The organism is Gemmatimonadaceae bacterium (assembly GCA_019637445.1).
Classification (GTDB): Bacteria; Gemmatimonadota; Gemmatimonadetes; order Gemmatimonadales; family Gemmatimonadaceae; genus Pseudogemmatithrix.
On record JAHBVS010000001.1, the window covers coordinates 339343 to 360200 of the forward strand.

24 protein-coding genes and 1 tRNA gene are annotated in these 20858 nt (G+C 69.0%); 4 read left to right on the forward strand and 21 right to left on the reverse strand.

Translation table 11 applies throughout. The features are described 5' to 3' along the window. Nucleotides 1–5: 5 nt before the first annotated feature. The 5 genes from rpmJ to smpB form a co-directional block, all read right to left on the reverse strand. Nucleotides 6–122, reverse strand: a complete 117-nt coding sequence (gene rpmJ / locus KF709_01565; GenBank protein ID MBX3173076.1) for a 50S ribosomal protein L36 — start codon at nucleotides 120–122, stop codon at nucleotides 6–8. A gap of 269 nt (nucleotides 123–391) precedes the next feature. Next, nucleotides 392–1084, reverse strand: coding sequence for an orotidine-5'-phosphate decarboxylase (gene pyrF / locus KF709_01570; GenBank protein MBX3173077.1), 693 nt, complete (start codon nucleotides 1082–1084; stop codon nucleotides 392–394). A gap of 46 nt (nucleotides 1085–1130) precedes the next feature. Then, nucleotides 1131–2060: a dihydroorotate dehydrogenase gene (locus KF709_01575; GenBank protein MBX3173078.1), complete on the reverse strand. Its 930-nt coding sequence runs from the start codon at nucleotides 2058–2060 to the stop codon at nucleotides 1131–1133. Continuing rightward, nucleotides 2060–3313: an N-acetylmuramoyl-L-alanine amidase gene (locus KF709_01580; GenBank protein ID MBX3173079.1), complete on the reverse strand. Its 1254-nt coding sequence runs from the start codon at nucleotides 3311–3313 to the stop codon at nucleotides 2060–2062. Before KF709_01580 ends, KF709_01575 begins: the two co-directional genes overlap by 1 nt. Further along, on the reverse strand, nucleotides 3310–3786 hold the full coding sequence (smpB, locus tag KF709_01585; GenBank protein MBX3173080.1) for an SsrA-binding protein SmpB: 477 nt from the start codon (nucleotides 3784–3786) through the stop codon (nucleotides 3310–3312). Before smpB ends, KF709_01580 begins: the two co-directional genes overlap by 4 nt. Before the next feature lie 62 nt (nucleotides 3787–3848). Between smpB and KF709_01590 the strand changes: the two genes are divergently transcribed. Then, nucleotides 3849–3932, forward strand: a tRNA-Leu gene (locus KF709_01590). 75 nt (nucleotides 3933–4007) lie between these two features. On the opposite strand, the gene KF709_01595 is transcribed toward KF709_01590, so the two are convergent. From KF709_01595 to KF709_01670, 16 genes are all read right to left on the reverse strand, one after another. Then, on the reverse strand, nucleotides 4008–4571 hold the full coding sequence (locus tag KF709_01595) for a hypothetical protein (GenBank protein ID MBX3173081.1): 564 nt from the start codon (nucleotides 4569–4571) through the stop codon (nucleotides 4008–4010). A gap of 8 nt (nucleotides 4572–4579) precedes the next feature. Next, the gene (locus KF709_01600) at nucleotides 4580–5035 is read right to left on the reverse strand and encodes an Rrf2 family transcriptional regulator (protein MBX3173082.1); all 456 of its coding nucleotides are present in this window, start codon (nucleotides 5033–5035) and stop codon (nucleotides 4580–4582) included. Between the two features lie 45 nt (nucleotides 5036–5080). Further along, nucleotides 5081–6490: an aspartate ammonia-lyase gene (locus tag KF709_01605; GenBank protein ID MBX3173083.1), complete on the reverse strand. Its 1410-nt coding sequence runs from the start codon at nucleotides 6488–6490 to the stop codon at nucleotides 5081–5083. Beyond that, nucleotides 6487–7287: a hypothetical protein gene (locus tag KF709_01610; GenBank protein ID MBX3173084.1), complete on the reverse strand. Its 801-nt coding sequence runs from the start codon at nucleotides 7285–7287 to the stop codon at nucleotides 6487–6489. Before KF709_01610 ends, KF709_01605 begins: the two co-directional genes overlap by 4 nt. Nucleotides 7288–7377: 90 nt before the next feature. Then, nucleotides 7378–8022 carry an MBL fold metallo-hydrolase gene (locus KF709_01615; protein MBX3173085.1) on the reverse strand — a complete coding sequence of 215 codons (645 nt, stop codon included), beginning with the start codon at nucleotides 8020–8022 and terminating at the stop codon, nucleotides 7378–7380. Continuing rightward, a complete protein-coding gene (gene trxB / locus KF709_01620; protein ID MBX3173086.1) occupies nucleotides 8019–9011 on the reverse strand; it encodes a thioredoxin-disulfide reductase in 993 nt (330 codons plus the stop codon). The genes KF709_01615 and trxB overlap by 4 nt, the downstream gene beginning before the upstream one ends. 206 nt (nucleotides 9012–9217) lie before the next feature. After that, nucleotides 9218–9943, reverse strand: a complete 726-nt coding sequence (locus tag KF709_01625) for an SDR family oxidoreductase (GenBank protein MBX3173087.1) — start codon at nucleotides 9941–9943, stop codon at nucleotides 9218–9220. Continuing rightward, nucleotides 9940–10800 carry a PHP domain-containing protein gene (locus KF709_01630; GenBank protein MBX3173088.1) on the reverse strand — a complete coding sequence of 287 codons (861 nt, stop codon included), beginning with the start codon at nucleotides 10798–10800 and terminating at the stop codon, nucleotides 9940–9942. The genes KF709_01625 and KF709_01630 overlap by 4 nt, the downstream gene beginning before the upstream one ends. Beyond that, complete coding sequence (locus KF709_01635; protein ID MBX3173089.1) at nucleotides 10797–11063, reverse strand: hypothetical protein; 267 nt, start codon at nucleotides 11061–11063, stop codon at nucleotides 10797–10799. Before KF709_01635 ends, KF709_01630 begins: the two co-directional genes overlap by 4 nt. Beyond that, a complete protein-coding gene (locus tag KF709_01640; protein ID MBX3173090.1) occupies nucleotides 11063–11323 on the reverse strand; it encodes a hypothetical protein in 261 nt (86 codons plus the stop codon). Before KF709_01640 ends, KF709_01635 begins: the two co-directional genes overlap by 1 nt. Further along, entirely contained in the window at nucleotides 11323–12666 is a 1344-nt protein-coding gene (locus KF709_01645) for a 2-oxo acid dehydrogenase subunit E2 (protein MBX3173091.1), read from the reverse strand. The genes KF709_01640 and KF709_01645 overlap by 1 nt, the downstream gene beginning before the upstream one ends. Before the next feature lie 14 nt (nucleotides 12667–12680). Beyond that, nucleotides 12681–12962 (reverse strand): hypothetical protein, encoded by a 282-nt coding sequence (locus KF709_01650; GenBank protein ID MBX3173092.1) that lies wholly within the window; start codon nucleotides 12960–12962, stop codon nucleotides 12681–12683. Nucleotides 12963–12964: 2 nt separating this feature from the next. Continuing rightward, a complete protein-coding gene (locus KF709_01655; protein MBX3173093.1) occupies nucleotides 12965–13276 on the reverse strand; it encodes a hypothetical protein in 312 nt (103 codons plus the stop codon). Between the two features lie 17 nt (nucleotides 13277–13293). Beyond that, nucleotides 13294–13767 carry a hypothetical protein gene (locus KF709_01660; protein MBX3173094.1) on the reverse strand — a complete coding sequence of 158 codons (474 nt, stop codon included), beginning with the start codon at nucleotides 13765–13767 and terminating at the stop codon, nucleotides 13294–13296. Between the two features lie 92 nt (nucleotides 13768–13859). Then, nucleotides 13860–14492, reverse strand: a complete 633-nt coding sequence (locus tag KF709_01665; GenBank protein ID MBX3173095.1) for a CDP-alcohol phosphatidyltransferase family protein — start codon at nucleotides 14490–14492, stop codon at nucleotides 13860–13862. 3 nt (nucleotides 14493–14495) lie between these two features. Next, nucleotides 14496–15800 (reverse strand): DUF1343 domain-containing protein, encoded by a 1305-nt coding sequence (locus KF709_01670; protein MBX3173096.1) that lies wholly within the window; start codon nucleotides 15798–15800, stop codon nucleotides 14496–14498. Between KF709_01670 and KF709_01675 the strand changes: the two genes are divergently transcribed. The 3 genes from KF709_01675 (at nucleotide 15789) to KF709_01685 (ending at nucleotide 20839) form a co-directional block, all read left to right on the forward strand. Next, nucleotides 15789–18794 carry a serine hydrolase gene (locus KF709_01675; GenBank protein MBX3173097.1) on the forward strand — a complete coding sequence of 1002 codons (3006 nt, stop codon included), beginning with the start codon at nucleotides 15789–15791 and terminating at the stop codon, nucleotides 18792–18794. The genes KF709_01670 and KF709_01675 overlap by 12 nt on opposite strands. A gap of 123 nt (nucleotides 18795–18917) precedes the next feature. After that, the gene (locus tag KF709_01680; protein MBX3173098.1) at nucleotides 18918–19247 is read left to right on the forward strand and encodes an iron-sulfur cluster assembly accessory protein; all 330 of its coding nucleotides are present in this window, start codon (nucleotides 18918–18920) and stop codon (nucleotides 19245–19247) included. 74 nt (nucleotides 19248–19321) lie between these two features. Next, a complete protein-coding gene (locus KF709_01685; protein ID MBX3173099.1) occupies nucleotides 19322–20839 on the forward strand; it encodes a sodium:solute symporter in 1518 nt (505 codons plus the stop codon). The last annotated feature ends 19 nt before the right edge of the window (nucleotides 20840–20858 follow it).

Genomic DNA, 20858 nt, shown 5'->3' on the forward strand with positions numbered 1-20858 from the left:
TGTGATTAACCCTGACGCTGCTTGTGCTTGGGATTGCGCTTGCAGATGATGCGCGTCACACCTGCCCGCTTCACCACCTTGCAGTGCTCGCAAATCGGCTTGACGCTGCTACGGACTTTCACTCTGCACTCCACTCGGTTTCGGCTGCGAAAACACGGAAATCGTTGCGACTACCCGTTTTCGGGCAGACACGCAGGATAATCTCGCGCACCCCTTGACACAAGGGGGACACTGACGTGTACACAAAGCGTTGCGGGATGCGGGGCGGCACGGACGAAGCGGGAAACGGGGGTGATGCGGGGGGCGGGATGCGGAGTCGGCTCGCATCCTTGCACTCCGAGGATGTGGCCGGGCTCCGGCACGGCCGGCCCAACCCTCGCGCACGGCTGGCCTACGCCAGGCTTTGCCTGATCTGGCGCAGCGTGGATGCGGGGTCTGGGGACTCGGTAACTGCCCGTCCCAGAACCAGATAGGCCGCTCCGTCGTCAGCGGCGCGCTCGGGGGTCGTGATGCGCGCCTGGTCGTGAGCGGCGCCGCCTGCCAACCGGATGCCGGGGACCAGCGGGCGTAGGCGCGGGAAGGTCGCGCGCACGGCGCGCACCTCGTGACCGCTACAGACGATCCCGTGAGCGCCTGCCTTCTCGGCAACCCTGGCCAGGCGCACGACCTCTTCGCCCATCTCCGGGGTCTCGCGGCCGAGGGCCACGCCGAGCCCCGGCGCATCGAAACTCGTGAGCACCGTGACCACAAGGATGCCCGTCTCGGCGCCGGCGCCCTCCACCGCCGCCTCGACCATCGCCGCGCCGCCGTAGCCATGCACGGTCAGCAGCGAGGCACCCATCGCGGCGGCGCTGCGCGCCGCGCCGCGCACCGTGTTCGGGATGTCGTGCAGCTTGAGATCGAGAAAGACGCGCTTCCCCTCCCCGCGCAGCCACTCGACGACGCGCGGTCCCTCGGCCGTGAAGAGCTCGAGGCCGACCTTCACGTAGTCGGCGTCGGGACCAAGACGCTCCACCAGCGCGCGCGTGGCGGCGAGCGACGGCACGTCGAGTGCGATGATGGGTTGGGCACGAAGCTCAGTCATCCGGAAGTCCAAACGCGGCCTGAGGTGGGAAGGTTGAAGCGCGCGGCTACTGGGGCCACTCGAGGGTGCCGACGAGGTCGGCCACACTCGACACGCCGTGGGCTTCGCACCAACGCTTGAGGTCGCGGACAATTCGCGCCGGCAGCTTGGGGTCCGCCAGCGCCGCGGTGCCGATGGCGACCGCGCTCGCGCCGGCCACCAGAAACTGCACCACGTCGGTCGCGGACTGCACTCCGCCGGCACCGAGGATCGGCACGGACACCGCCTGTCGCACGCGCCAGGTGGCCAAGAGTCCAATCGCGAGGAGCCCAGGGCCACTGACGCCCCCGGAGCCAAATCCGATCATTGGGCGACGGCGCTCAACGTCTACCACCAGGCCGGGAATCGTGTTGATGACCGTGATGCCGTCGGCACCGGCGTCCACCGCGCGGCGCGCCACGTCGCCGATCTGCGGCAGCGTCGGTGAGAGCTTCACGAACAGCGGTCGCTTCGTTGCCGCGCGCGCACCACGGACAACGGCATCGAGTGCCGCGGGGTCCGCCCCGAACTCCATCCCACCCTGCTTCACGTTCGGGCAGGAGACGTTGAGCTCAAAGCCGGCGAAGCCCGCCGCATCGTCGAGCCGTTCAACCACCGCGCCGAAGTCGGGCGCCTCGCGGCCGACGACGTTCACCAGTACGCGAGGGCGCCGCAGGTGCTGCGCGATCCACGGCAGGTCTTCCGCCTTCACGGCGTCGACGCCCGGGTTCGCCAGTCCGACGGCGTTGATCATGCCCCCGTCGAAATCCGCCACGCGCGGTGCCGGTGCCCCCTTCCGGACCTCGAGGCTGACCGCCTTGGTCACGAAGCCGCCGAGTGCCTCGAGATCCATCACGTCCGCGAGCTCACGACCGTACGCCGCGGTTCCCGCGGCGAGCAGGACGGGGTTCTGGAACGTGATGCCGGCGACCGTGACCTCGAGTCGCGTGGCCGGCATCAGCGCGGCGCGGCGCGTGTGCGCCGCTCGTAGTGCTGCAGATACTCGACGATGCCGTCGGCGACCGACACGGCGATATCGCGCTGGCCCTCGGCGCTGTTCATCCAGCGGGCATCGCTGAGGTTCGTGCCGAAGCCGACCTCCACGAGGATCGCCGGCATGTACGCGGTGGAGAGCACGACCAGTGGCGACTGTTTCACGCCACGGTCCGGACCCGGATGCTTCGCCGCTAGCTTGCCCTGCACCAGGGTGGCCAGGTCGAACGACTCACGGAGATGCTCGTTCTGCGCGAGGTCGTTCAGGATGAACGACAGCGGATCGCCCTTCTCGGCGACGGTCTCGGTCTCGAAGCGCACGACGTCGTTCTCCATCGCCGCCACGCGCCGCTCGTCCTCGGTGCGCGCGGTGGAGAGGAAGTAGGTCTCGACACCGCGCACCGAGGAGCCATTTCGCCAGTTCGGATTGAAGGCGTTGGTGTGCAGCGACACGAAGAGGTCGGCCTTCCGCGCATTCGAGAGCGGGCCGCGATCGTACAGGTTGATCAGCGTGTCCCGTCGGCGCGTCATCACGACGTCGAGCCCGCGGTTCTTGAGTTCGAGTTCCACCGCCAGCGCCATGGCGAGGGTCAACTTGGACTCGTTGATGCGACGCCCACCGATCACCACGCCGCCATTGCCCGGGTCCCGACCGCCGTGGCCCGCGTCCACCGCGATCACGTAGCGGCGCGACAGGCCGGCTGGCCCACGAGGCGCGTTGTTGGCGACCGTTGCCACCGGGGTCTTCGACGCGACGTCCCGTGCGGGGGCAGGCTCCTCGCGCCGCGCGATCCCCTGGAACAACTGCACCTCGCGCCGCGCCGCGTCCCAACGCACCCCGACGCCGAAGCGCGGGATAATCTCACTGAAGACCTGCAGCGGCACCTGCGCGGTACCGGCGACTTCCCGGACCTCCTCCACCAGCGGCAGCGCGAACCCGTTGTACGCCGCGAATGGGCTCCCCGCCTGGAACTCCAGCGTCGATTCGCCGAGCCGGAGGCGCCAGCGGTGGCCTGCGGCGGGCTCGAGGGAGCCACCCAGCAGGCGCGCCATCACATCTAGCCGCAGCAGTCCACCGGCGGCCGAGGGCTGCAGCGCGACCGCGGTGTCGCCGGACACGCCGCGCACGCGTACGCTGTCGTCTGCCATCGGCGCGGCGCCAAGGAGCACGCCGAGCGTGAGCGTGAGAATGGTGACCGACCGTCGCGCGGCGATCATCTATCGCTCCGGAGCGCGCGCTGCACCTCGCGCGCGTCGTCCTTGGCCTTCAGGTCGGCGCGCTTGTCGTGCAGCTTCTTGCCGCGTCCCAGCCCCAGCTTGAGCTTGGCGCGGCCGTGCTTGAAGTAGAGGTCGAGTGCCACCAGCGTCAGTCCCTTGCGTTCCACGGCGCCGATCAGATGGCGGATCTCCTTGGCGTTGAGCAGAAGCTTCCGCGTCCGAACCGGGTCGTGGTTCCAGATGTTGCCCTGTGCGTACGGTGCGATGTGTGCATTCAGCAGCCACACCTCGCCGTCCTTCAGGATGCCATAGGCGTCCGTGATCTGCGCCCGTCCGTCGCGCAACGACTTCACCTCGGTCCCCGTCAGCACGATGCCGGCCTCCCACGTCTCGAGAATCTCGTAGTCGTGTCGGGCCCGCTTGTTCCGGGCGATGGGGACGATGGCGTCGTCGGGCGCAGGCTTAGCGGTCACGCCTGAAGGATGACGACTCAGCGTTGACTTGGGTATCCGCCCCCGATACGTTCCCTGTCCACGCCGAAGTGGTGGAATTGGTAGACGCGCTGCGTTCAGGGCGCAGTGGGCGTAAGCCCGTGGGGGTTCGAGTCCCCCCTTCGGCATCAGCACGACAGACCGAATGCAACAACGGGGGCCCCAAGGGGCCCCCGTTTGCGTTGCGCGACTCCGGGAGGCGATCACGTGCTGCGCAGCACCGAGGGCGGCACATCTTCCGGCAGACGCGCCTCGCCATAGATCCGGCGCAGCAGTTCGCCGGCCTCGTCGGAATAGCGCGCCATCAACTCGATGGCGTACGCCAACGGCGTGCCGGCCGTGCGCGCGCCATCGCTGGCGAAGGCCAGGAGGCAACGTCCCGCGGCATCGGCCGGGGTCACCGGTCCACCGCGCAGCTGCAGGGCCTCACGATACGCCAGCAGGCGCTCGTTGAACTGGCGCGCCGCCAGCTCCCGGCGGTCGTCCGCAATTCTTCCGTCGTGCTCGAAGGCCTCGCTGATCGCCGCGGCAATCTCGGCCGCCGTGCGGTCGTCCAGCGCATCCCGCTGCGAGACGAGCAGGCCCAGCGCTGCCCGCGCATAGCGCAGTTCCCAGCGTGCGTGGTCCTGGTCGCCATTCGAGGCGGCGTCGGAGAGCCAGACGACGTCGTCTCCGTCGGGCTCCGCACGCAGGGCCGACACCACGGCAGCCGCGCGGCGGCGCCGGTCGCGCTCGGTTCGCCAGGCCGCCGTGAACGGCAGTGCCATCGCCGAGCTCAGCCCTGCAGGACCGGCAGGCCCACGCGCTGCCGCACTTCGGGCTCGGCTTCCATCAAGTCGGCCAAGCACACCGAGTCGAGCACCTCGTCGATGCGCTGCTGCAGCATCACCCAGACCGGGCGGATCGAACAATCACAGGACTGCGAACAGCGCTCCGACCCTAGGGGATGCGCCTCGCAATGCAGGTCAAAGGTCACCAGCTCAGCCGCGGTGATGATCTCCCGTACCGTGATCTGCTCGGCGGGTCGGGCCAACGCGTAGCCTCCCTTCGCGCCTCGCGTGCTCTGCACGATGCCGGCGCGGCGCAGCCGCAGGAGGATCTGCTCCACGTAGTCGCCGGGCAGGCGCTCGCGGGCCGCCACATCACGTCCGGTGATTGGGCCTTCGTCCGTGCGACGCGCGAGGTGCAGCGCGCAGATGACTCCGTACTCGGCCCAGGTTGTGATCCGCATAGCCGAAAGATGCCCGCTCGCAGCTATCGGGACAAGCGTTGTCGGTTACCCGTCCGCGCCCGGAACCCCAATGTCCGTGAGGCGCTGGAGGTCCAAGACCTGCTCGGCCTCCTCGGCCGTGAGCACCCCTTCACGAACCACGAGTTCGCGGATCGGGATGCCTTCCGCGATCGAGCGCTTGGTGATGGAGGCCGCGGCGGCGTACCCGATCCGCGGTGCCAGCGCCGTCGCGAGCGCGGCCGTGCGCTCCACCCAGTACTGGAGCATCGGCTCGTTGGGCGTCATCCCGCGTACACAGCGCTTCTCGAGCACGGCGGCGGCGTTCCCGAGGATGCGGATTCCCGCCAGCAGGTTATGGGCGATCACTGGCATCATCACGTTCAACTCCAGCTGCCCCTGCTCCGCCGCGGCACTCACAGTGGCGTCGTGACCCATCACCTGGAACACGACCTGGTTCACCATCTCGGCGATGCTCGGGTTGACCTTGCCAGGCATGATGCTGGAACCCGGCTGTACTGCAGGAAGGCGCAGTTCATCCAGCCCAGTCCGCGGGCCACTGGCGAGCAGGCGCAGATCGCTGGCGATCTTGCCCAAATCCAGCGCGAGGGTACGCCAGGCGGCGCTCAGGCCAGCCACGTCGCCCATGCTCTGCATGAGTTGCACGCGATCCGCACCCTCGCGCAGGGGCAGTCCAGTCAAGGTCCGGAGTTCCTCCACCATCAGCGACGGATACTGCGCCTGGGCGTTCATGCCTGTTCCGACGGCCGTGCCCCCGATCCCGAGATCCAGCAGGTAGTCCGCCGACTCGCGCACGCGGCGCGTCCCGCGCTCGATCGATCCGGCCCATCCGCCAACCTCCTGACCGAGCCGGATCGGCATCGCATCCTGCAGGTGCGTGCGGCCAGCCTTGACCAACTCGTCCCACTCGTCGGCGCGGGCGCGCAATGACGCGGCCAACACGGTCATCGCATCCAGTGCGGGGCCTAGCCGGGAGAGGGCCGCGAGACGCATCGCGGTGGGAATCACGTCGTTGGTGGACTGCGCCATGTTGACGTGATCGTTGGGATGCACGGGGTCGTAGCTCCCCAGCGCACCGCCGAGCGTCCGCGTCGCGAGATTTGCGAGGACCTCGTTGACGTTCATGTGCAGCGAGGTGCCTGCGCCGGCCTGATACACATCGACCACGAACTGCTCGCGGTGCGCGCCCGCAAGGACTTCGTCGGCGGCCGCGACGATGGCGTCGGCCCGCGCGGCATCAAGGCGGCCGGTGCGCCGATGCACCGACGCCGCCGCGCGCTTGATGCGCACGACGGCGTCGATGAGTGCCGGGTCTGCCCGGAGGCCGCTGATTGGATAGTTGGCGACCGCGCGCACCGTCTGCGCTCCGTACAGCGCATCCGCTGGTACCTCGACCGGGCCCAGCGGATCGCGTTCGGTGCGCAGCGTCGGGCTCACGGGTCCGCCAGCGCGGGCGTCGGAACGTCGAAGTACGAGAACAGGACGAGTCGGGTGCGCTCGTCGATGGTCACGATGCTGCGGCGCACGCGCGACGCGAACACGGAGCGGCTCTCGACCACCGACGACTTCCAGGCAATCGCGAGATTGGCGTCGATGCTGCCCGCGCCGTCGTCCTGGAACACGCAGAACAGCTGCGCATTTGGTTCGCTGGAGATGCCGGTGGAGTTGAAGCGCAGCGAGAAGAACACGAAGGAGCCGGGCACCGCCGCGGCCTGCCACGAGAGCGGCAGGGCCTCACCGTCCCCTGGCTCACCCACGGGATCGAAGTTGAATCGCTCGGCCAGGCGCACGCTGGCCTGCACGGGCGGGAAGCCGTCCACGTCGCCGGGCACCGTCAGCCGCAGCGTGTCGCCCGAGCTGAAGGGAATGCCCAGCGTCGAGACCAATTGGTAGATCGTCAGGCCTGACGCCGAACTCCGGAACAACGTATCCACGCGGCCCGCGACGTTGGTGAACAGGAACTGGCCCGCGTTCAGGGTGGGCAGGTACGCGACGCCCGGCGGGTTCACGGAGTACGCATAGATGCCGCAGACGTCCGGCGTGTCGATGGCCGACGCCGCCTGCTCGGTGCGGTAGAACGCGCCCGTGAGCTTGAGGTGGTAGGTCGAGTCGGCCGCCTGGTGGGTCACCGCGGTGACGTAGGCGGTCCGTTCATTGGTGGTCTCGAGACCCTTGATGCAGGCCGTGCTCGAAAGGGCGACGGCAACGACGAGAGCGAGCTTGGGAATGGACATGGTTGGCGGCAGTGGAGAGGGACCCTCAACGAAGGTAGTACCCCTCGACGATACGGAACGTTACCAAGAGCCAGGCGATGCGTGCAGTGCTCAGCCGCGGGCGATGCGCGCGGTACCATTGAGGAAGGGATTCACGATGAGTTCCCGTCCCACGGTGGTTTCCTCCCCGTGCCCCGGAAGGACGCGGGTCCCCCGGGGCAGCGTAGCCAGGCGTTCAATCGATCGTTGCAGGGCGGAAGGATCGCAGAGCGGCAGGTCCGTGCGGCCCACCGATCCCGCGAACAGGACGTCGCCGGACAGGCAGAGCCCCGCCCCGACGAACGCGACGTGCCCCGGCGCGTGACCCGGGAGGTGCCAGACCTCGAAGTTGGCACCACCGAAGGGCAGCACATCGCCTTCGGCGAGCGACTGCGTGGGCGCCGGCGGCGCATCGAAGGGCAATCCGTAGCCCGCGGCGATGCGCGGCGCATACTCCCAGAGCGGCGCATCCAGCGGATGCGCGTGGATTGGGACTTCGGGCCAGACCTCCCGCACACCGGCGATGCCACCGATGTGGTCAATGTGCCCGTGCGTGACCCAGATGGCCCGCAGGCGCGCGCCGAGTCGCTCGATTTCCGCACACAGATGCCGCGGCTCGGCGCCGGGGTCCACGAGCACCACCTCGCGCGCATCCTCGTCGTGCAGAAACCAGGTGTTCTCGGCAAACGCCCCGACGGTCAGGGCGTGGGTGTTCATCCCGTGGTCGCCGCCGGCAGGAGCATCGGTGTCGCCGGCGGGGCCGGCTGGCCGCTCTTGCGGGCGGTCAGGAACTTCTCGACCGCGATCGCCGCGGTCGTGGCGTCGCCGACGGCGGTCGTGACCTGCCGCGTCAGCTGCGCCCGCACGTCACCAGCGGCATAGAGACCCGGTACCGAGGTCTGCATGTGCGAGTCGGTGATCAAGTAACCCGTCGCGTCGTGCTCGACATGCTCCTTGATGATGCCGGTGTTCGGCGTGAAGCCGATGAAGATGAAGATGCCGGTTGCCGTGAGATCGGAGGTGGCGCCGGTCTTCACGTTCTTGAGACGCGCGTGGGTCATGAGCCCGTCCTTGCCGAGCACTTCCTCCGCCACCGTATCCCAGATGACCTCGATCTTCGGATTCTCGAAGACGCGCTGCTGCACGATCTTCGAGGCGCGGAACTCGTCGCGCCGGTGCACGAGGTAGACCTTCTCGGCGTAGCGCGTGAGGAAGTCCGCCTCCTCGCAGGCGGCGTCGCCGCCGCCGACCACCATGATGGTGTGTCCGCGATAGAAGGCCCCGTCGCAGATCGCGCAGTACGAGACGCCCTTGCCGGCGTACTCCAACTCACCGGGGATGCCGAGCTTGATCGGCGTACCGCCAGCGGTGACAATCACCGCTGGCGCGCGGTACACGTCGCCGTTCTCGACCGTGACGTTAAAGATTCCATCGTCGGCCCGGCGGATGCTCTCGACGGGCGTCGACGTGCGGATGTCGGCCCCGAACTTCTCGGCGTGCGACTGAAACTTGGTGGCGAGCTCGTGGCCCAGCACGTGCTCGAAGCCGATGTAGTCCTCGATCACCTCGGTGTTGAGCAACTCGCCGCCGGGGAAGCCGCGCTCCAGGACCACGCCCTTGAGCATCGAGCGACCCGCGTACATCCCGGCGCACATACCCGCCGGACCGGCCCCGATGATGATCACCTCGAACTCGTGTACCGCCACAATCGCTCCACTCGTATGAATCGTCGAAATCTAGATGGCCGAAGTGGGTGATTCCACGCCATCGGGCCGCATCCCAGCAACCCGCGAGAGGCACTGCCGGGTTCCGCGGGGCACGCCCGGACTACCGCAGCTTGTCGCCGATCGCGGCCGTTCCCTGCTATGCGTTGCCGATCGCTGCGCCGATCCACCTGCGCGGCCGCGTCGCGCTAGCGACGCACGCGCCGCCCGCCGTCCACGAACAGCGTCTCGCCCGTGACGAATCCCGCGTCGGCGAGGAATCGAACCGCCGACGCCACGTCCTCCGGCGCGCCAATCCGTGCGAGCGGCGTGTCCGCCGCGAAGGCATCGACCTCGGCCTGCGGCATGCCGGGCGGCGCGAGCACAAATCCTGGCGCGACCGCGCTCACGCGGATGTCCGGCGCCAGGGCGGCGGCTAGGTGCCGCGTCATCGCCATCACCCCAGCCTTTGCGATGCCGTGCACGCTGTAGTCCGGCCAGGGCTCCTCGGCCATGTGGTCGGCGATGTTGACGATGGCGCTTCCCGCCGGCATCACGCGTGCGGCCGCCTGCGCAAGGAGAAACGGCGCACGCAGGTTCAGCGCGATGATCGCGTCGAACTCCTCGGCGCGCACGTGACCGAGTCGCGTGCGTTCCATCCCCGCCGCCGAGTTCACGAGCAGGTCGAGGCGCTGGAAATGATCGTAGGCGTCCGAGACGAGCTGGTCGCAGGCGGCCGGCTGGCTGAGATCCGCCTGGAACGCTCGCGCGATTCCGCCGGCAGCCTCGACCTCGCGCACGAGCGAGTTGGCACCGTCGGCGGATGCGTGGTAGTGCACCGCAATGGCCCAACCGTGCGCCGCGAGCTCCTTCGCAATGGCCCGTCCGACGCGCTGTCCCGCCCCCGTGACGAGGGCGACGCGAGTGGCGCTCACGTCCCGCTCCGCCGCTGCTCGACCCGCTGGCGCTGCGCCTCGACCCACGCGTAGGGCACCTTCATCGCGCCCAGCACGCGCGCGCCGTGCATCGCCCCGTGCCAATCGGAACCACCGCTCTTCACCAAGCCGAAATGTTCGGTCAATGCGGTGAGCCGCTGCTCGTCCTCACGCGAATGGCTGGGATGCCGGACCTCGATGCCGTCCAGGCCTTCTGGCACGAGCGCTTCGACCAGCGCCCGCGTGCCATCGCTGCCCAGGTGCGCAATGACCGCGATGCCACCCGTGCGGTGCACCATGGCGATCCCGTCAGCTACGTCGAGACGCTGCTTGTCCACGTACGCCGCCTTGCCATAGGCCAGCCAGCGATCGAAGGCCTCGCGGATGTCGCGCACGTGTCCGGCGGCGACCATCGCGCGTGCGACATGCGGGCGTCCGATGGCTCCCGTCCCAGCCTGCGCGAGCACGGCTTCCATCGTGACGTCGATGCCCGCCGACTGCAGGCGCAGCACCATCTCCTCCGCCCGCGTGCGGCGATGACCGCGAATGGTCTCGAGCGATTGCTGCAGGGGCTCGACGTCCCGCACGTGCAGGCCGAGGAGGTGGAACTCATCCTCGCCGTGATGTACGCTGAGCTCCACACCCGCGATCAGCTCGAGCCCGAGCGCGTCGGCCTTGGCCTGCGCCTCGGGGATTCCAGCGAGGGTGTCGTGGTCCGTGAGCGCGAACGCGCGCAACCCAGCCGCGTGCGCCGCCGCGACGGCCTCGGTAGGCGGCAGCGCGCCGTCGGAGGCCGTGGAATGCGCGTGCAGGTCCACGAAGGCGTCGCCGGCTGTCGCGCCGGCCCCTTCACTCACGAGGCGTAACCGGCCTCGGGCGAGCGCACGCTGGGCTGCGACATCGCGAAGAGCCGCGACAGCTCGGCATCGCTCAACTCGCCGAGCGACTGCTCGCGCGACTTGGCGCCGGTGGGGGAATAGCGCGTGAGGCGCACCACACGCTCGTCGGCCACGCCGTGCACGAAGATGAGGCCGAACTCGTCGGCATCGTACTGCGTGACATAGCCCGAGGGATACACTTGCCAGGTCTTGCCTTCGATCGTGATGCGACGGGTCGGCATCAGGACAGCTCCACTTGTGTGTAGATGCGCCCGGGGTCGCGCACCGGCTCGGGCGCGGCCGCGTGGGCGGCGGACAGCGCGGCGGGGGAATCCGCCTCGCAGAACTCGACGAAGGCTCCCGGGAGCGCGTGCTCCTCGAAAGCCCAGAACCGGCAGCCCTGCCCCACGTAGTGCGACTCCTTCCGCTTGAGACGCTCGAAGTACTTCGCGCGCTCGGCGGGCGGGATCACGATGCGGTGGATGGTCAAGGCGCGCGACATCAGCCGGTGACGGTCTCCAGCGTCTTCTTCAGGTCACCCATGAAGCGGTCGGCATCGGCGCCGTCCACCACGCGGTGGTCGAACGAGAGCGAGAAGTACGCGCAGGTGCGGATGGCAATGGTGTCCTCGCCGTCCGGGCCCGTGATGACCTTGGGTCGCTTCTCGATGGCGCCGAGGCAGAGGATCGCCGTGGTGCCGACGGGGATGATCGGCGTGCCGGTGAGCGAGCCGAAGGTTCCCGGGTTGGTGATCGTGAACGTGGCGTCCTGCACGTCCATCGGGCTCAGCTTCTTGCTGCGCGCGCGGGCGGCGAGGTCGTTCGTGCCGCGCGTGATGCCCGTGAGGTTGAGGCCGTCGGCGTCCTTCAGCACCGGCACGATCAAACCCGTGGGTTCCAACGCGACGGCGATGCCGACGTTGTAGCGCTTGCGCAGGATCACGTCCGTGCCGCTCACCGTGGCGTTGATCACCGGGTGGCGACGCAGGCACTCGATCACGCTGCGGATGATGAACGGCAGGTAGGTGAGCTTCTGGCCCGTCTCCTTCTCGAACTCGGCGCGGCGTTCCGCGCGCAGCCGCGCGATGCGCGTCAGGTCGATCTCGAAGAACGTCGTGACGTGCGCGGCCACCTGCTTGGCCTGCCGCATATGGTCGGCCGTGAGGCGGCGGATCTTCGACATCGGCTCGACGACATCGCCGGGCCAGGCGTGGAAGACCGGATCGTTGCCGTGGGCGACGGGCACGCTGACGCTGCCTGCGAGGCCGCCGGGCAAGCTGCTCGGCACGGCGGTGACGGCGCCGCTCTCGAGGTAGGCAACCAGGTCCTTCTTGGTGACGCGACCCGCGACCCCACTCCCCTCGAGCCCGGCGATGTCCACGCCCGCGTCGGCAGCCATGCGGCGCACGAGGGGCGAGGACTTGGTGCGCACGCGATCCTCGAAGCTGTTGCCGTTGCCCGCGGGACGAGCGGTTGCGGGACGCGCGGCGCTGGCGCCAGCAGCGGCGACCGGTGCAGCGGCGGCCGGCTTGCTGGCGGCGGCCGGAGCGGCGGGTGCCGCCGCGGGGGCGGGCGTCTCGGCGGCCGGCGCGATCGACGCGCCCTTCTCCGTCTCGATGCGGGCCACGACCTCGTTCACGGGCACCGTCGTGCCCTCCTTCACGATGATCTCGGCCAGCACGCCGGCGCTGGGCGCGGGGATCTCCGCATCCACCTTGTCGGTGGAGATCTCGAAGATCGGTTCGTCGCGCTTCACTTCGTCGCCGACCTTCTTGAGCCAGCGCGAGAGCGTGCCCTCGGCGATGGATTCGCCCATCTGCGGCATGATGACGTCTACACGAGCCATTCCAGCAACCTCGGTCAGGTCTTCTTGTCAGGGGCGTCGGCGGAGGGAGGCGCGCTCCGCAGGGCCGACACCACGAGCCAGGACAGCGAGAGGGCGCCGATGGCGCCCCCGGCGAGCATATAAATGTACCAGTCGCAGGTCGGGATGCCGTCGCACTTCGGCGCCCGCGTGAAAAACGCGACGGCCTTCGAGACCAACACGCCGATCATCCCGCCGGAGAAAAAGCCGATGACGGCCATGAAACAGCCGATGCCGGCCGTCCGGGCAAGGGACGCCGGCGCCGCGTCGGACGGCATCGTCAGTACGCGGGCGCGAACGTGTGCTTCGGGTCCACCTGCGTGTGGAGCTGCACGAAGAACTTCTTGACGTTGCGGTCGAGGCGGCTCTCACCCATCAGGTCCGTGTGGGCCTCGACGAACACGTAGTGGCCGCCCTCCATCTTCACGCTGAGGGTCAGTGTCGAGGGCACTTCCGGCGTGCCCACCGAGCCCTTGAACGTGCGCGAGCGCGGGCCCTGCCCGGCCGGCATCATCCCAATCGTGGGGAAGAACGCGTCGGCGGTGGCGAGGACGGCATCAGGATGCAGCTGCGTGCGATGGAAATGACGCATTGGAGTCTGAAGTGGGGTCAGGGAACGGACGGCGGCGTGATGACGGCACCATCTTCGCCCGGCGGGGCCTCGTTGCGCACCGCCTGGCGCCAATCGAGCGTGCGTTGCAGGACCTGCGTGGAGTCGCGGCGGAAGCGGAGTCCCATCGCCCAATCGCCCGCCGTCACGAAGGTCAGGGTCGCGCGATAGGTCCCCGCCTCGGGACCGTACGTGAAACCGTTGTAGACAGTCTTGCGGTCAGCATTGGTCGCGAAGATCTGGCCTTCGCCGTTCACCACGGGTGCGCGCGACTCCTTCTCGAGCACGGTGATGGTGTACGTGATGCGCTCCAGCGCGCGCGGCGGCGTGACGTCGGCGACGATGCGGAACTCGAAATCGTCCGTCCAGGCGCGCAGCACACCGGCGTCAGGCGGCGGCCCGCAGCTGGCGGCACCAACAATGCCGGCCGCGAGCAACAGGGCGTACAATCGGGGGGATGGGCGAGCGGACATTGTAGGGACTCCCGTGGGACTGGGCGCTTCCAGTGGGCGAAAGATAGCCGCGCGACGCCCTTCGCGAGAGTTCCGACCGCCTCGACGCAGCGTCAGCCGATGCCGCGCGCAACGGCGCGGGTGCGCTGCACGACCGTCCACACTGCAGTCGTCGCGAGCAGGATTACGACCGCGCGCAGGATCCAGCCATCCGCCATCAGTCCGAAGAAGGCCTGTGGGGCCGCCAGCAGCGTGATGCGCTCCGGTCGCTCCAGTGCCCCGACGCCCTTGAGGTCGACCCCGAGCGCGTCCGCCTTCGCCCTCGTGTACGACGTGATCTGCACGGCCGACAGCGCGACCAGCGCCACGCCGAGCATCGGCAGGCTGCGATGCGGACCATCGGCGGCGAAGAACCACGCCAGCCCGCCGAACAGCAGCGCGTCGGCCACTCGATCGAGCGTGGAGTCGAAGAAGCCACCGAAGGTGCTGGCCCGGCCACTGCGGCGCGCCACGGCGCCGTCGATGACATCAAAGAAGGCGGTCAGGCCGAGCGTCCAGCCACCCGCGCGAATCCATCCAGTGGCGAACATCGTGCCGGCCGCGGCGCAGGCCAGCGTCCCCAGCACCGTGAGCGCGTTGGGCGACACGCGATGCGCCACGCACCAGTCGATCAGGGGCTCGATGAGGCGCAGGTAGCCCGCACGGATGCCGTGCCAGAGCGAGAGTGGGAACGGGGCCGAGGCCACGGTTCAGCGATACAGCTGGAATCGCCGCGTGGCCTGCTCGAAGGCGACGACCGACGGCAGGAAGCGATCCACCACCTCGTCTGGATCCTCGCCCCGCAGCAGCGCTTGCCGCACCGCGGCATCGCCCAGCCGCTCGTCGAATCCGCGCTCGGTGATGCGCAGGGAGTCGCCGTGCACGCGCCCCAGCGCCCAGAGAATCGCAGCGCCGACCCGCGCCACCTGCACCCGCGCTGGGTCATCGATGACCATTCGCACGGAGGGAATCGCCTGGCCACCGAACTTCCCGTCCGTCGGGCGCTGCGGCGTCACCCGTTCGACCTCGAAGTGCACGCCCGAGAGTCGCCGGTCCTGAAGAAGCGCGGCCACCGAGTCCGCATCCATCCACGGCGCGCCGAAGCGCTGGAACGGCCGGTCGGTGCCACGCCCCACGGACACATTGGCCCGCTCGAAGGCCACCAGTGCCGGATAGAGCAGTGCGCTCGAAGTCGACACCATCGCCGGCGAGGGCACGACCCACGGCAGCTTGGTGTCCTCCCAATACATCGAGCGCCGCCAGCCATCCATCGGCATCACGTGCAGGCGCACGGGAATATCCAACGCCGCCGCGTAGAACCGAGCCATCTCACCCATCGTCATCCCGTGCCGCAGGGGCAGCGGGTATAATGCGTAAGCCAGCCCGCGACGCCCGGGCGCCGGATCCTCGGCGTTCGCCAAGGAGGCCTGCAGCAGCGGTCCCTCCACACGCCCGGACAGCGGGTTGGGGCGATCCAGCACGATGAACGCAATGTCCGCGCGCGCCGCGGCGCGCATTGCATAGACCAGCAACCCCACATACGTCCACGTGCGCGTACCGATGTCCTGCAGGTCGAAGATCAGCGCGTCGAGGTCCCGCAGCAGGCTGTCGGGCGGCGGCACGGTCTCGCTGCGGTACAGCGAGTGCACCACAAGCCCGGTCGCGGCGTCGACTTCATTGGGGAGATTCGCCACGTCGGCGGTGCCGCGGATGCCGTGCTCCGGGGAGAACAACCGGACCAGCCTGACGTTGGCACGCCGCACGCGTGCATCCCTCGTCAGCAAGTCGGCATCACTCGCGCCCGTTGCGTCCACCCCGGTCTGGTTCGTCACCAAGGCAACGCGCTTGCCAGCAATCAGGGTGAGCGAGTCCTCCAAAAGAACCGTGATGCCCGGCCGCACCGCTGGCGGCGCCTCGCGACGGCCCTGGGCCGCCGGCGTCGTCGCGCAGCCAAGCAGGCCCAAGGCCAGGCCCACCACCATCCGCACCCCACGTCCCGCGCTGTGAACCTCCACCGTCTCTCGCTCCTCGCCCTCTCGGGCCTCGTGTTCGCGTCCTGTACCCAGACGACGCCACCGGCGGTCCCGGCACCGGGCCTTCCCGCGGACTCCACCGCCGAGGCGGTACTCGCGCCGCGTGTGCTCACGGAGCCCGCGCCGGCAGACGCAACCGCCCCAAGCCATCCGCCCCGCCCAACGCTGCGCGAGGTGCCGCCCGACCTGAACGCTCCGCTGAGCGTCGCAGCGCAGCGGTGGATCGACCGAACCATCGCGGCGATGCCGCTCCATGACCAGGTCGCACAGATGGTGATGATCTGGGTCCTGGGGGACTATACCAGCACGAGCGACTCGTCGTACATCCTCGCCCTGCAAGGCGTCCGCGACCACAAGGTCGGCGGCGTGATCATGTCGCTGGGGTCGCCGATCGAGGTGGCCGAGAAGGTCAACGCCCTGCAGCGCGCCGCGGCCCTGCCGCTGCTCGTGGCCTCCGACGTCGAGCCCGGGCTCGGGCGGCTCGAAGGCGGCGTCTTCGCGCCGGGCAGCCTCTTGGCGGGCAGTGCCACCGTGCTGCCGAGCAACATGGCGATCGGTGCCACGCGCCGACTCGAGCACGCGCGCGCCGCGGGCCACATCACCGGCGAGGAATCCCGGGCGGTGGGCATCCACCTGGCGTTCGCGCCAACGGCGGACGTGAACAACAACCCGTCGAACCCGGTCATCAACGTGCGCTCGTTCGGCGAGGATCCGTTGCTCGTCGCCGCGATGACCGCCGCCTTCGTGGAAGGCGTGCAGGAAGCCGGGGTCGCCGCCACGCTGAAGCACTTCCCCGGCCACGGCGACACAGACGTAGATTCGCACAATGCGCTGCCGGTGATCCGCGCCTCGCGTGATCGCCTTGACGCCATCGAACTGGTGCCCTTCCGGGCGGCCATCGACGCCGGTGTCGCGGCGGTGATGAGCGCCCACATCGCCCTGCCGCGGATCACGCGTGACTCGGTGCCGGCCACGCTCACCCCGAGCATCCTCACGGGCCTGCTGCGTGACACGCTCGGTTTCCAGGGCCTCGTGCTCACGGACGCCATGGACATGCGCGGCATCGCCAATGGCTACGGCGTGGCCGAGAGCAGCGTGCTCGCGGTGCAGGCCGGCGCGGATGTGTTGCTGATGCCGCCGAGCGTTCCGACGGCGATCGGGGCGGTGGTCGCGGCGGTGGAGCGCGGCACGATCTCGCGCGAACGCATCGAGACCTCGGTCCGCCGCATCCTCGAACTCAAGCTGCGCACGGGCGCCATCCAGCGTCCGCTGGTCCCGCTGGACTCCCTGCGTGAGATCGTCGGCCAGCGCGCGCATCGCGAGCGGGCACAGGCCATCGCGCAGGACGCCATCACGCTGCTGCGCGACGATCGTCGGCAACTCCCACTGGCGACGGCGCAGCCCCAGCTCGTGCTCACCTACGCCAGCGACAACGACATCACGGCCGGTCGCTGGTTCCAGTCGGAAGTTCGCGGCGCGCTGCTCAGCTCCCGAACCGCGCGCATTACACCGTCGACGCCCCGTGCGCGGCTCGACTCCATCGCGCGCTCGACGCCCGACCCCATCGTGCTCGCCAGCTTCGTGCGCACCATCGAAGGCGAGGGGCGATTTGCGGTGGCGGAGCACGTGGCGCGCTGGGTCGACTCAGTGGCAGCCACCCGGCCGATAACCGTCGTGGCCTTCTCAAACCCGTACGTCCTGCGCGAGATGCCGCGCGTCAGCGGCTACGTGGCGGCCTACGGGCGTGGGGAGGCGGTGGAGCGCGCCGCGGCCCGCGCGCTCATCGGCAAGGCGCGGTTCAGCGGGACCGTGCCGACATCGCTGCCCGGCTTGTTCGCCGAAGGCCAGTCCTACCAGCGGCCCAAGCCTGCGTGGACCGCTGCCGTGACCGACTCGGTGCGCCGCGTGCTCGAGCGCGCGCAGCGCGACTCGGTCTTCCCGGGTGGCGTGGCAATCATCGGCACCCGCACGGACATCGTCGCCGAGATCGCGGTCGGGCGCATCGACCGCGACTCCGCCGCCCCGGCGCCGGATGCACAGACGATCTGGGACATCGCCTCGCTGACCAAGGTGGTCGGCATGACGACGGCAATGATGCAGTTGGTGGAGACACGCCGCGTGCTGCTCGACGCGCCGGTACAGACCTACCTGCCCGAGTGGCAAGGCCAGTGGAAGGATCGGGTGACGGTGCGGCACCTGCTCACCCATTCATCGGGCCTGCGCGCCCACCGCGAACTCTTCCGCGAGGTGGAGACCGCGCCGGAAGCGCAGCAGCTCGTGCTGGCCACCCCGCTCGACACGATGCCAGGTGTTCGCTACGTGTACTCCGACCTTGGCGCGATCCTGCTGGGCATGATCATCGAGCGCGTGACCGGCGAAGCGCTCGACCAGTACCTGCAGCAACGGATCTTTGGGCCCCTGCGCATGGTCGACACGCGCTACCACCCCGCGTTGGCGGACATCGAGCGCGTCGCGCCCACCGAGATGGACCCGTGGCGCGGCCGCCACCTGCGCGGCGAGGTCCACGACGAGAACGCGTTCCGACTCGGCGGGATCTCCGCGCACGCCGGACTGTTCAGCACGGGGGCGGACCTCGCCCGCTTCGCGCAGATGCTGCTGAACGGCGGCGAGCTGGGCGGCGTGCGCGTCGTGCGCCCGACCACCATCGCCGAGTTCACGAAGGTGCAGGACCCCAAGCTCTCGCACCGCGCGCTGGGCTGGGAGACGCCCAACGGCACCAACTCCGCCGGCCGGGTGATGAAGGCGCCGGCCTTTGGCCACACCGGCTTCACGGGTACGTCCATCTGGATCGACCCGGCCAACGACCTGTTCATCATCCTGCTGACGAACCGGGTGAACCCCAGCCGCGAGAACTCAAGGATCGGGCCGGTCCGGACCACGATCGCGGACGTTGCGGCCCGGGCCGCCGCCACGGCGTCCAGCTCCGCCGCCTCGTCCGCCCGGGGCACGCCGTAGCGGGGAGCTTGTCCCCGGAACCCCGAACCCTATATTCAGGATTAGCAATATCGCGCGGCGGTTGCCACGTTGATTGAGGAACCTGGGAGGGATCTGATGAGCACGATGAATTCGCCGGAAGTGCTGGTAACGATTACGCCTCAGGCGGGTGCCGAGGTGCAGCGGTTCATGCAGGCCGACAAGGTCCCTGCGGACGTTGGTGGACTCCGCGTGGCCGTGCAGCCCGGCGGCTGCTCGGGCTTCAAGTACACGCTGCTGGTCGAGGACAAGCCAGCGGATGACGACACGGTGCTACCGATGGACGGCTTCCAGGTGTTCGTGGATCCGTTCTCGATGCAGTACCTGAGTGGCGTGACGATCGACTACGTGAGCTCGATGCAGGGCTCGGGCTTCACGTTCAAGAACCCGAACGCCACCGGCGGCTGCGGCTGCGGCTCCAGCTTCTCGGCGTAAACGTCCCTCCGCGGGTCCTGACGGGCGCCCCTCGATGAGGGGCGCCCGTCGTGTTTTGCGGCGATATTTCCGCGATGCCTGACTCCGGAAGCGCCTTCACCTCGCTCGACTGGGTCGTCCTCGTGCTCTACCTCGTGGGCACGACCGTGCTCGGCGTCCGGCTCGGACGTGGCCAGAAGAATGCCCGCGATTACTTCGTGGCCGACGGGACGATCCCGTGGTGGGCGGTGCTCTTCTCGGTCGTGGCCACGGAGACCAGCGCGCTCACGTTCATCTCGATCCCCGGGCTCGCGTACCTAGGAGACCTCGGCTTCCTCCAGGTTGCCACAGGCTACCTGCTCGGCCGCGTGGTCGTCGCGTACACGCTGTTGCCTCGCTATGCAGAGGGCGAACTGGTCACCGCGTACGCGCTGTTGGAGCGGCGTTTTGGGCTCGCGACACGACGCTTCGCCTCGGTGACGTTCATGGTCACGCGGGCCTTCGGCGATTCCGTGCGATTGTTCGCGACCTCGATTCCAGTCGCCCTGATCCTGTCGGGCATCTTCGCGCCGAGGCTCGCCGCGCCACTAGCCATCCTCGTGCTGGGCATCGCGACGGTGATCTACACGTATCACGGCGGCATGCGCGCCGTCGTCTGGACGGACGTACTTCAGATGGGCGTGTACCTGCTCGGCGGGCTTGGCGCGCTGTGGCTGATCGGCGCCGGCGTGGACGGCGGCTGGGGCGAGATTCTTTCGCGCGCCGGTGAGGCGGGCAAGCTCAAGATGCTGGACTTCCACACAGGCTTCGATCGTCCGCACACGGTGTTCGCAGGCCTGCTCGGTGGCGGCTTCCTCGCGATGGCTTCCCACGGCGCCGACCAGATCATCGTGCAGCGGCTGCTGGCCTCGGGCTCGCTGCGCGATGCCCGGCGCGCGCTCATCGGCAGCGGCGTGATCGTCATCGCCCAGTTCGCGCTGTTCCTGCTGATCGGTATCGGGCTCTGGGCGTTCTACGACGCGCAGGCCTTCCCTGCCCCGGACCGCATCTTCCCGGCCTTCATCATCGCCGAGATGCCGCCGGTGATGACGGGCGTCGTGATCGCCGCCATCCTCGCGGCAGCGATGAGCACGGTGTCGGGCTCGCTGAACGCGCTCGCGGCGTCGACGCTGCACGACCTCTATGCGCCGCTGCGTGGCGCACCGGAGGGCGCCGAGGGGCTGCGGCTCTCGCGGGTGTTCACGCTGCTGTGGGCGGTCGTGCTGGTCGGGGGCGCACTGCTGTACCGCGCCGAGGGCACGCCAGTGGTGGTGATCGCGCTGAGCATCGCGAGCTTCACCTACGGCGGCCTGCTCGGCGGGTTCTTTCTCGCCATGCTGTGGCCCCGCGCCACGCAGCGGGATGCCGTGACTGGGATGGCCGTGGGTATCTTTGTGATGAGCATCGTGGTGTTTGCGGGACGGCTCGTCGCGGCGTTTCCGCAGCTCGCGGGTCCGCTGGCACCGGTCACTGGAATCGCCTGGCCGTGGTTCGTGTTGATTGGCACGGCCGTGACACTCACGGTGGGCATCGTTTCGTCGTACACACACGCGGCGCCACGCTCGGCGCCCTGACCCTTCCCTTTGCTGGACG